The sequence below is a fragment of the Acetobacter sicerae genome, assembly GCF_011516765.1.
Lineage (GTDB): Bacteria > Pseudomonadota > Alphaproteobacteria > Acetobacterales > Acetobacteraceae > Acetobacter > Acetobacter sicerae.
In genome coordinates this window covers 17,243-27,842 of sequence record NZ_JAAABN010000024.1, presented here as the reverse complement: position 1 = coordinate 27,842, position 10,600 = coordinate 17,243, and the positions used below count along the sequence as shown (strand labels likewise).

The following is a 10,600-nucleotide window of genomic DNA, read 5'->3' as shown; positions in this document are numbered from 1 at the left end:
GGCCGCCAAGGCGGCGTTGCATCGGCTCGAGGGGCTTGTTCTGCGCGAACATATCGCGGGCTGCGTTGTAGAGGCGATCGAATCCGGCGATCCGGTGGAGCGTCAGGAAAAGATCGGAGAACTGATCGAAACGGTCAGCAAGATAACGGGGTAGACGTGCAAGGGATCGGCGCGACACGGTTGGGACGGTTGCTGGCCTGCCTGCTTCTGCAGGTGGGGCTGATGCTGGCGTCCATCATGCCGGGTCATGCCGCCACGGTGTCTTCTACAGTTGCTTTGGTTACCCAGCCGATGGTCGACATGCCAGGGATGCAGATGCCATCTCATGCGGATGCGGCGACCGCACATTGCAATCATGAACCGTGCCACGATCATCACCCATGTCATCATTGCGGCGATTGCTGTGTCCAGGGTTCCTGCGTCGCCAATTGGCTGATGCCACCATCCGTGACCAGGGCGTTTGATTACGCAGGTGTTACCGCGCCTTTCGGCATGTCGCGCTCAGATCGCATGGTCGGCCGTGCGTTCGCGCCCGCCCTGCCGCCGCCCAGACAGATGGCCTGATTCTGTTCTGACAGTCTCAGGGCTGGTCATGGACCTATGACCGGTTCCGCCTTCTCTCTTTTGCGGACTATTATTCATGTCAATACGATCACTTACGGGACGGGGCGCGATCACGCGCCGCCGTTTCGTCATCGGGACGGGCCTGTGGGGGGCGGCGCTGGCCGTCCCGCAGCGCAGCGCGGGCGCCTACGCTCCGGTCTATACACCGGCGTCGGGTCGGCCCGACCCGCTGCCTGGCACCCGTTTCGACCTTACGGTCGGTTCTGTGCCGGTCAATATCACCGGTGCGCGCATGCACGCGGTGGGTGTGAACGGCTCCACGCCCGCGCCGATCCTGCGGTGGCGTCAGGGCGACACAGTCGAACTGAATGTCACCAACCGGCTGGATGAGCCCAGTTCGATCCACTGGCACGGAATCCGGGTGCCGGCCGACATGGACGGCGTGCCCGGTCTGAGCTTTGGCGGGATCGCGCCGGGTGACACGTTCACCTATCGCTTCCCGCTGCATCAGAGCGGCACTTACTGGTATCACAGCCATTCCGGCTTCCAGGAGCAGACGGGCCTGTATGGGGCTCTGATCATCGACCCGAGAGACGGTTACGCGCAGCATTTCGACCGCGATTATGTGATGGTCCTGTCCGACTGGACCGACGTCGATCCTGAGGACATCGTCTCCAACCTCAAATTCCAGAGCGATTACTACAATTTCCGCCAGCGTACGGTGGACACGTTCTTCCGTGACGCACATCGGCAGGGGCTGGGTGCGACGATCCGAGATCGCCTGCAATGGGGTGCCATGAACATGGCGCCGACCGACATTCTGGATGTGTCGGGCATCATCTACACCTACCTGATCAACGGCCAGTCGCCTGCTGCAAACTGGACGGGCCTGTTCCGACCGGGCGAGCGCATACGCCTGCGCTTCATCAATGCATCGGCGATGACGCTGTTCGACGTGCGCATTCCCGGCCTGACGATGACCGTCGTTCAGGCCGACGGTAATGACGTGGAGCCCATCCCTGTCGATGAATTCCGCATCGGACCTGCGGAAACCTACGATGTGATTGTCGAGCCCACCGCCGATGGACCGTACACGGTCTTTGCCCAGGCTGAGGATCGTACCGGATACGCACGCGGCACGCTCGCCACCCGTCCAGGCCTTGCCGGTCCGGTCCCGCCCATGGACCCGCGCCCGCTGCGCACCATGACCGACATGGGCATGGGGAATATGGACATGAAGGGCGGCATGGCGGGCATGGAGATGGGGAGTTCGCCGGGGAAGCCCGGTGAAGCCCCTGCCAGCGGCGGCATGGACATGGATCACATGGACATGAAGGAGGCCAACAGACCCGGAGCCGCTGCGATGGATATGCCGGGCATGGCGGCTGCGTCGCGGCATAAAACAGAGCTGAAGCCCGGCGTCGCGGTGCAGAGTGTCGCCATGATGCCGATCAACCGGCTGGCGGAACCGGGCGACGGGCTGGAGAACAATGGTCGCCGCGTTCTGACATATGCCGATCTGCGGGCGACGATCTCGGGCGCGGACCCGCGCCCGCCATCGCGCGAGATCACCCTGCATCTGACCGGCAACATGGAACGCTTCATCTGGGGGTTTGACGGCAAGAAGTTCTCGGAAGCGGAGCCCATTCGTCTCACCCTGGGCGAGCGGGTGCGCTTCGTCCTGATCAACGACACGATGATGGAGCATCCGATCCACCTGCATGGGTTGTGGAGTGAACTGGAAAATGGGCAGGGCGAGTGCCGACCCTACAAGCACACGATTACCGTCAAGCCGGGTGAGCGGCTGAGTTACCTGGTCACGGCGGACGAACCCGGGCTGTGGGCGTATCACTGCCACCTGCTCTACCACATGGAGGTGGGCATGTTCCGCACGGTGGTGGTGTCGTGATCCGGGGTCTGATAGGTGGCACGGTCCTTGCCGCTGGACTGGCTACCGCGGTACCTGGCACGGGACGCGCCCAGTCAGTCCCGGCACGCCAGAGCGAAGGAACCCAGGAAGCGCAGACCGCCTCGGCTCCCGCGCCCGTGGTCTATATCAACGGCATCCAGCCGGTCATGGACCATAACATCTACATGCATGCGCTGCTCGACCAGTTCGAGGCGCGCTTTGGTGCCGATGGCGGGCAGTTCCGTTACGATGGGCAGGCTTGGTTCGGCACCGACTACGACAAGCTCTGGCTGAAATCCGAAGGCACGGTCGGCACAAACGGCAAGTTCGGTGATGGAGACCATGAGGCCCTTTATGATCGTGCTATCTCCCGGTATTTCGATGTCCAGACCGGCGTGCGTCTCGATATTGACAACGGCCCCACACGGGCCTGGGGCGCGATCGGGGTCGAGGGACTGGCTCTATATTTCTTCAATGTGGAGGCCACGGCCTATTTCAGCGACCGGGGTGCGGCGGGGCGTCTGCAGGGCTCATACGATATCCTGCTGACTAATCGCCTGATTCTCCAACCCCAGGTCGAGATGAACTTCTATTCCGCGTCCGATCGTGCGCGCGGCGTCGGAACCGGGCTGTCCGATATCGATACGGGATTGCGGCTTCGCTACGAATGGCATCGGAAATTCGCGCCCTATATCGGCGTGAGTTACTCCGGCACGTTCGGTCAGGCCGCCGACATGGCGCGTTCAAGGAATGAGCGTGTCCATGACCTGAATTTCACCTTCGGGATCAGGACGTGGTTCTGACCGCTCCTGCCCGATGTGAAGTCGTTGCGGGGCGCTCCGTGCGGCCCCGTTTCAGATAACAAAAGATAAAGAACTTACAAATGTTGACTATGAATTTCAGGTTCTCGGCCGCTCTGGCCGCACTTCTGGCCACGGTCTCGGTTGCACATGCCCAGACCCCCGCTCCGGCACCGGCCCAGCCGCAGGGTCAGGATATGTCCGGGATGCAGGGCATGTCCGGCATGTCGGGGATGGACCACGACAAGATGAAAATGGACGGCATGTCCGGTTCCGGCATGGAGGGCATGGAGAAGGGCATGAAAATGAAGGGAAAGATGGGAGACTGTATGAAGATGAAGGGCATGAATATGTCGAACGGCCACGCCATGGCGCCGTCAGATCACAAGATGAAAATGGGCTGCGGTGACAAGGAAAGCAGCATGAAGATGCCGATGGGGCCGCAGGGCATGCCTGACGCGGTTCATCAGCGCTGATCGGGTCCTGACCGGAGCGGGGCGGCGCCATCAGCGTCGCCCCTGGAAAGGCCCAGGGAGGCACGTATGACGAGACTGATCTGGGGGTTCGCCGGTATCCTGCTGTTTGGGATCGGCGCAGGAGCGACCGTCGTTTTCGGTGGCCTGTATGATGTGAGCGCCACCTCGCCGCACTGGCGGCTGACCTATCGTGTTCTGGAAACGGCACGCCTCCATTCAATCCGGCATCACGCCGAGGGCATTACCGCACCTGTCGATCTTGAAACGCAGGCACGGCTCGTCGGCGGCGCATCGCATTTTTCGACGCATTGCGCCTCCTGTCATTCCGCGCCGGGCGTCGAGGCCGAGGATATGGCGGTGGGGATGTATCCGAAGCCGCCGGTTCTGAAGGATGTGGCGCAACGCTATACACCGGGCGAACTGTTCTGGATCCTCAAGCATGGCATCAAGATGTCGGGCATGCCGTCCTGGGCGGATCATGGTGATGATGATCTCTGGAACATCGTTGCGTTTCTCGGGAGCCTTCCGGGAATGAACAGTTCTGACTACCAGGCGCTGGTCGCCCAGGCAGGAGCAGCTGGCGGACATCATACGCATCACGACATGGATATGCCGATGCCCCGACCGTAGATGCCGCTGCGATAATTGATCGAGATCAAGGAAAATATGCCATACCCCCGTATAGTAATTTCTTATTCCTGACGACGTCCGGAAAATGGGTCGGTATGCGCTTTGCCGAGGATGATGACGTGTTGGAGAAACCATGAGGTGTTGATTTTCACCGAGAACTGGGTTCTTCCGCACTTTTCGTGATGATGTTTTTTGATTATGCGGGCTGAAGGACACGCGCCCTGAGGAGTTCGAAGCCTGCTCTTCCGAACATGGTTCGCTTGATCATTTTCAGTCGGCTGATCTGTCCTTCAACCGGGCTGGTTGTCCAAGGTGTGACAAGAGACGCTTCAATGGCAGCCGCATCCCGTTCAAGCGCGGGAATCAGACGTGACAGCAGCGTCGTCTTTCCTTCTTCCAGCAGAGCCTTCAGATCGCCTCCCGTGCAGGTGTCACCCCTTTTACAGAGCAGGGTCTGCATTTTCCTGAGCCAGCAGAGTGTGACGGCAAGGTGCGGTTCAGCTTCCAGAAGGGCAGGAACCAGCAGTCCCTCCTGTCCGGCAGATAACGGATCCTCTGCGAGAAGAAGCCGCGCAAGTCTGCGTCCCCGAGGTGCAACGACATGCGCGGAAGGAACGGGTTTCGCGGAACATCCCTGTCGCGTCGCCACCCATTTCCAGACGGTGCCATATTGTCCTGCAAAGCCCTGCTCCAGGAGTTCCCGCCATAGCTGACGACTATTGCGACATCCTTCGGACCATCTCTTTTCCAGGTGGGCTGTGTAAGGCACGAGTATGCTGCGTGACGGAACCGTTCTTTTCCATGGTGGTGCATGGCCCCGCTGAAACCAGCGCCGCACGGTTTTTCTCTCTACCCCGATCGTTGCGGCGATAGCCTGAATGCTGTGTCCCGCTGCTTTCAGGGCAAGAGCTTCCTTGAAAAGAATGTCACGCCGTTCCCCAGAGGCTGACCTGACGACCGCCTGCGCCTCTTCTGGATGCGCTCTGATTGTTTCAGATATTTTGCTTACGACCGTTGATACGTTCATCTGTCGTGTCAGGGTCCTGACAGTCGTCGTAAAACGGTCCAGAATGCTGACAAAAGCGTCTGACAGGTTCTTCAGCAGATGCCAGCGGTCTGTCACCTGAAGAGCGGATGGTGCGCCTCTGCGGCATCCGTCTGCATAAGTACCGGCACGGTCTCTGGCAATGATTTCAATACCGGGGTGGACCTGCAGCCATCGGGCAAGGGTATCAGCGTCCCGATCTGGCAGGAGGTCAATGACATCATTTTTCTCAAGATCGACCACAATCGTTCCATAGTGATGTCCCCGCCGCCATGCCCAGTCATCCACCCCCACCACACGTGTAAGGGCCGTGCCTTTTGTGGTGTTCTGCACACGTGAGAGAAGACGGCGGACAAGAGTATCCGCGCTGATGGGACAACACAGGCGCACGGTCATTCGTGCTCCAGCGGAACCGCCCAGGGTGTGGGCGATATAATAATGAAGATCGGCAAGACGTGTGGTCTGTCTGCCATGACGCACGGTTATCCCCTCGAGGGGCATGACAAACGTCCGACGTGGACAAAGCATCGTCTGGCAGAAAAAGCGCGGCACAGAAACGATCAGCGTGGCTGGACGGCCCTGCCATGGAAGATCCGCGAGTTTTCTCTGATAGAAACTGTGAATGCGTTGTGTCGGGCACTGACAGTCCGGACACACTGCACTCCGTTTTCGCAGACCGACTTCGATCTCCACTCTGTTATCCAGTGCAACAACACGACGAACGACGAGGGAACGGGGAAGATCAAGAGACCGAAGGCGTGACACTGGGGAATATCCATGAAAGTGAACGACTTTCTGGATTTCCCAGTTCCGGAACCTCAGTACAAGATACCCATCACGAAAAGTGCGGAAGAACCCAGTTCTCAACGAAAATCAACACCATGAGCACCTTACTGACGTGTTTATCGGGCGCCTGCCGCCTAAAGCAGGATTGGGTAGGGCCAATGTCCGGAGTCGGGAATGTGATCTGGGCATCCGAACGACCGAGACGAGGCGTGAGCGGACTATTTCCTAAGCCTGATGATTCCGAGTTCGTGCCACATCCACCCAAAATCGTAGGCAGCCATGGCACCGCCACTCCCTTGGGCGCGGACCGTAGTGTTTTCGATATCCTTCAACCAGATGGCCACCTTTTTACGTCCTGAGGCTGTCTGGACGGCCTGGCGCGGCGTCAAATCCCCCAGGGCCGGGACTGGCTCATCAAGCACCTGCCGATAGTGCCGCTCCAGCATCTGCCCGATAATCCGGGCTTCCTCCTCGGGCGGGATCTGCAGTTCTGGCGAGACCTCCCGTCCATGCGTCCCCCGGTCTTCCATCGCCTGCGCCGGCGTCATGATCTGCGTGAACGGAGCGTGCACGAGATCTCCCAGACCAACCTGCAGCATGGCACGACCACGTTCGGCACGCTCTTTCGAGTTCACCTGCAGCCGCAACTGCCGCCCCTTCAGATCCAGCGTGCCCAGCACGATCGCACCATCATCCATCTCCGTGCGCAGGAACCGCCCGTTTTCATCTCGTCCAGCCTTGCGCACGGGATCGCTCATCGGCTCTTTCAGCCAGTTCCAGAATGACCGGTTTTCCGGTCGCAGGGCCATGATCCCGTCAAGCACGTCCGCCACTGTCTTCTGCGTCACGCCCTTTGCCAGCGGAAAACACACTTCATGGAAGACCAGATCCTCTCCGTCCCCATTGAACAAAGCTGGCCCCTCCATCTGCCGGGCCATGTCCTCCAGTGTCCGGAACAGCCAGGTCAGCGTGAACATCGGCGCAAGCTCACGCAGGGTCTGCGTATCGACTTTCGGAAACTCGGCCTTGCCCCGCCGCTTCCGAAGCACCTTGTAAAGGTGCGTCGCCAGATCTTCGCAGGCACCCCGTGAATAGGCGAGCAGCCCGCCTGCCAGAATGGTCTTTCCATCGGACAGCACGAGACGTGCTGCAATCCGGTCCCACTGTTCCAGTGTCCGGGTTGCCGTACCTTCATGCACCAGAACCGGATCACCACCCCGCAGCAGGTCACGCGCCATCAGGCTCTGGCCGGGTTTGATGTCCGAGACTTCATACAGGCTCATGACCGAAGCCTTGAGGGCACGCATATAGGCGCTGTTACGCGGCCCTTCCTTCCAGCCCCGACGCTTGAGGTAAACGTCCACGAAGTTCCGGCTATCGTCCCAGTCCTGCCCGAGAAAATCCTCGAAGGCGCAGCCCCATAGCGTCATGGCGACGTCGGGACCGATCATCTCCGCCAGATCCTCGAACGTGATGTCGCCCGCTTCCAGCGCCGGACCGATGTGATCGCCGAGCACTTCGCCAAAACACTCCTGCCAGTCCTCCTGACCGAGATAACGGATCAGTCCCGTGAGTTCGTCTGCGGCCATGGCTGCTCCTGCGTCTCCTGATACGGACAGCAGAGGGGCAGACTGTCCTGACTCGACAAGCCTAGAATGATACCCCAAAACAGGCGACAGGGTGCCTCACTCTTCAATCACGCATTTGTGAAAGTGGACAAAAATGCGCCCCGGTACCTTTTCGTCTGTTTCCTATGTGTTTCCTGCGGGGAATTTTAGGCAACAAAAAACCCGCCTGTTTAGGGCGGGTTTATCGTGTCAGATCAAGGACTTACGCTTGGTTACGGGGGCACACAACCAAAGAAAACTGCTGCTTGTGAGCGGCTTCGTTGAACGGTTGTGAGCACATTTAACTAACTGAAAAAATAAAATATTTTTCTCTACTTTTGTTTGATCCTTTATCACCCTTGCTCCGAAAGAACTGGATGCCCCCTGCCCTACGGCCAGTCTGTTACTATGTCAGAGACTATGGATTGCCTTTCCCGCGATCCAGAAGACACCAAAAGCATTGAGTGCAAATCCGTGGCTCACGATTCAGGGGAAAAACAGCATGTAGCCGCTGCTTCTTACTCCCGTACCCTCCCCAACCAGAATATCGCGTATCACGAGATCATTGATATCTCGCATGACTGTACCCGCCTCGCATTATTCCGACAGTTATGTGGGGGGAAGCTGAATGTCGGCTGTCAGGCATGAAAATCTGACCTGACCGAGAGGCAGATTCGCATCATAAACGCGTTACGTCCTGCGTCTGATCCTGACCTGTCAGACAGGGTGTTCAATTATCGTCCTGCCCGGAACGCTCCGTTTTCCAGATATCCCGGTATAGAAAGACAAGGAAAGGGACGGGCCAGAGGAACGGAAAACTACCGTGCAGGGCCAGCCCCGTAGCGGCGGCCATCACGCCTGCCAGAAAAGCCCCCCACGAAAGTAGCGGCAGAAAAATGCTTCCTGCGATAGGGCGAATGTTCCTGTCCGGCGCAATCCATGACGCCATCCATTCCGCAATTCCCGATGCGGCTTTTAACAGGTTTGTCGTCACGACGATCGTGGGCATGGGCGTGCCGGAGAATTTCGCGATCGTTTCGCCCTGCACGGCCAGAAGTGCCGGAAGCACGAGAAATTCGCCCCAGTAGCGTAGGGAGGATCCATGCACGATCTGTGCCAGAACCATGAAGATTGTCATCACCATGACACCATAAGCTGGCGACCATAACAGCCGCATCAGGCCGGACAGGATGGCGGCAAGGAAAAAGACACCCAGCACACCCACCAGAAGCAGGCCATGGTGCCAGTTGCCGCTGATAAACGAGGCGCCCATATGCGTGGTATTGCCCGTCATCGCGCCTGCAAAGACACCGCCCAGATCGACGAAACTCAGGGCATCCACATAGCCTGCGACAAGCCCGAGAATGAGAACCCGCCGGGCGGAAATCGAGACCGGGAGAAGGGAGGAGGGCATTATTGCGACCGGGAAGCGATTGACGGATAGAGCCTGCGGGCGACCCGCTCCATGGTCAGACCCTGCACGATGATGGTGAACACCACGACACCGTAACAGACAGGCAGCAGCAGATCACGCAGGTCGCCGTGCGGCAGGCCAAGCGCCAGAGAAACCGAGATGCCGCCACGCAGGCCGCCCCATGTCAGGATGCCGAGGACACGGCCCCGCTCCCACTGCCGGAGATGAACCGGCAGGGTGGAGAACAGCACACTCAATGCCCGCACGGCAATGGACAGCGGGATCACGGCAAGCGTCGCCAGAACCGTGAACAGATGCGGCGTGATCTCCAGTATTTCAAAGCCGATGAGCATGAACAGCAGGACGTTCAGCACTTCGTCAATCAGCGTCCATGCAATGTCGAGTTCCTTGCGCGATACTTCATCGAAAATGGAATGGCTGTAGCTGGTTCCGAAGCAGAGACCGGCCACGACGACGGCAATCGCACCGGACATCCCCAACTGATTGGCGATGCTGAAGGTTCCGGTCGCCAGAGCCAGCGAGGTCAGCAGATCAATATGCGGGTCACGCTGTCCCTTGAGCACACGAAGAGCAATCCAGCCGGTTATCGCTCCAAGAAGACCACCACCGAGCGCTTCGCGGCAGAAGCTCATGGCAATCTCAGAAGCGCCCACCCCTTGACTGTCTCCAGTCGCCAGCCCGATCGTCACACCGAAAATGACGACGCCCACGCCGTCATTGAACAGGCTCTCGCCCGCAAAGACGGCCTGTAGCGGTCCTGGCAGTCCCAGACGTTTCAGCATTCCCACGACCGAAACCGGGTCTGTCGGAGCGAGGATAGCGCCGAGCACGATGCACCATGTAAAGGGAACGGCATGGCCCAGCAGCGGGAAAACACACCACGCCGCGACCGCCAGAAACGCCACGGCCAGAACGGTTCCCAGAATGGAGAGAGCGGTCACAGACATCAGCTTTGCTCGCAGATGCCCGACATCCACCTGCATGGCTCCCGCAAAAAGCAGCAGCGACAGGGCACCGTTCAGAAGTGCCGCAGGCAGATTGATCGCGCCGAGTACAGACCGTGGGAGAGCCTGAAGGTCATAGGCCGGGATCAGAGGGTTCAGGATCATGACCAGAAGCGAGGTCAGCAATGAGAAGACCAGAACGCCGATCGTGACAGGAACACGCAACGTATGGTGGTTGAGAATGCTGAAGCCTGCCGAGAGCGTCAGGAGTAGAGCAAGAAGGCTGATGGTATCCATGGCCTCACCGCTGACTGCTCAGGCTCCTTACGTCAAGAAAAACCGAAAATAGTCCGCTATTCGAGAAGCTTAACCGGGCATTGAATGACAAAAATGAGGGCGGAAGC

Annotated in this window: 10 protein-coding genes; 6 read left to right on the top strand and 4 right to left on the bottom strand. The window is 59.0% G+C overall.

Annotation, left to right across the window (positions count from 1 at the left end):
• Positions 1–16: 16 nt before the first annotated feature.
• The 6 genes from GVI59_RS16375 to GVI59_RS16350 all read left to right on the top strand — a co-directional run bounded on the left by GVI59_RS16375 (position 17) and on the right by GVI59_RS16350 (position 4,379).
• Complete coding sequence (locus GVI59_RS16375; protein ID WP_242013177.1) at positions 17–154, top strand: metal-sensing transcriptional repressor; 138 nt, start codon at positions 17–19, stop codon at positions 152–154.
• A 35-nt stretch (positions 155–189) separates the two neighbouring features.
• A complete protein-coding gene (locus tag GVI59_RS16370; protein WP_010515591.1) occupies positions 190–564 on the top strand; it encodes a hypothetical protein in 375 nt (124 codons plus the stop codon).
• Between the two features lie 76 nt (positions 565–640).
• The gene (locus GVI59_RS16365) at positions 641–2,473 is read left to right on the top strand and encodes a copper resistance system multicopper oxidase (protein WP_099349045.1); all 1,833 of its coding nucleotides are present in this window, start codon (positions 641–643) and stop codon (positions 2,471–2,473) included.
• On the top strand, positions 2,470–3,276 hold the full coding sequence (locus GVI59_RS16360; RefSeq protein ID WP_062268971.1) for a copper resistance protein B: 807 nt from the start codon (positions 2,470–2,472) through the stop codon (positions 3,274–3,276). Before GVI59_RS16365 ends, GVI59_RS16360 begins: the two co-directional genes overlap by 4 nt.
• An 80-nt stretch (positions 3,277–3,356) precedes the next feature.
• Positions 3,357–3,749, top strand: a complete 393-nt coding sequence (locus GVI59_RS16355; RefSeq protein ID WP_173575150.1) for a hypothetical protein — start codon at positions 3,357–3,359, stop codon at positions 3,747–3,749.
• A 66-nt stretch (positions 3,750–3,815) separates the two neighbouring features.
• A complete protein-coding gene (locus GVI59_RS16350; protein ID WP_166318907.1) occupies positions 3,816–4,379 on the top strand; it encodes a c-type cytochrome in 564 nt (187 codons plus the stop codon).
• Positions 4,380–4,575: 196 nt separating this feature from the next.
• Here GVI59_RS16350 and GVI59_RS16345 read toward each other — a convergent pair whose 3' ends face one another.
• From GVI59_RS16345 to GVI59_RS16330, 4 genes are all read right to left on the bottom strand, one after another.
• Entirely contained in the window at positions 4,576–6,189 is a 1,614-nt protein-coding gene (locus tag GVI59_RS16345; protein WP_173575149.1) for an ISL3 family transposase, read from the bottom strand.
• Positions 6,190–6,428: 239 nt separating this feature from the next.
• Positions 6,429–7,799, bottom strand: a complete 1,371-nt coding sequence (locus tag GVI59_RS16340) for a hypothetical protein (protein WP_012813105.1) — start codon at positions 7,797–7,799, stop codon at positions 6,429–6,431.
• Positions 7,800–8,547: 748 nt separating this feature from the next.
• A complete protein-coding gene (locus tag GVI59_RS16335; RefSeq protein ID WP_061470283.1) occupies positions 8,548–9,231 on the bottom strand; it encodes a YoaK family protein in 684 nt (227 codons plus the stop codon).
• Positions 9,231–10,493, bottom strand: coding sequence for a cation:proton antiporter (locus GVI59_RS16330; protein WP_061470284.1), 1,263 nt, complete (start codon positions 10,491–10,493; stop codon positions 9,231–9,233). The genes GVI59_RS16335 and GVI59_RS16330 overlap by 1 nt, the downstream gene beginning before the upstream one ends.
• Between the last annotated feature and the right edge of the window lie 107 nt (positions 10,494–10,600).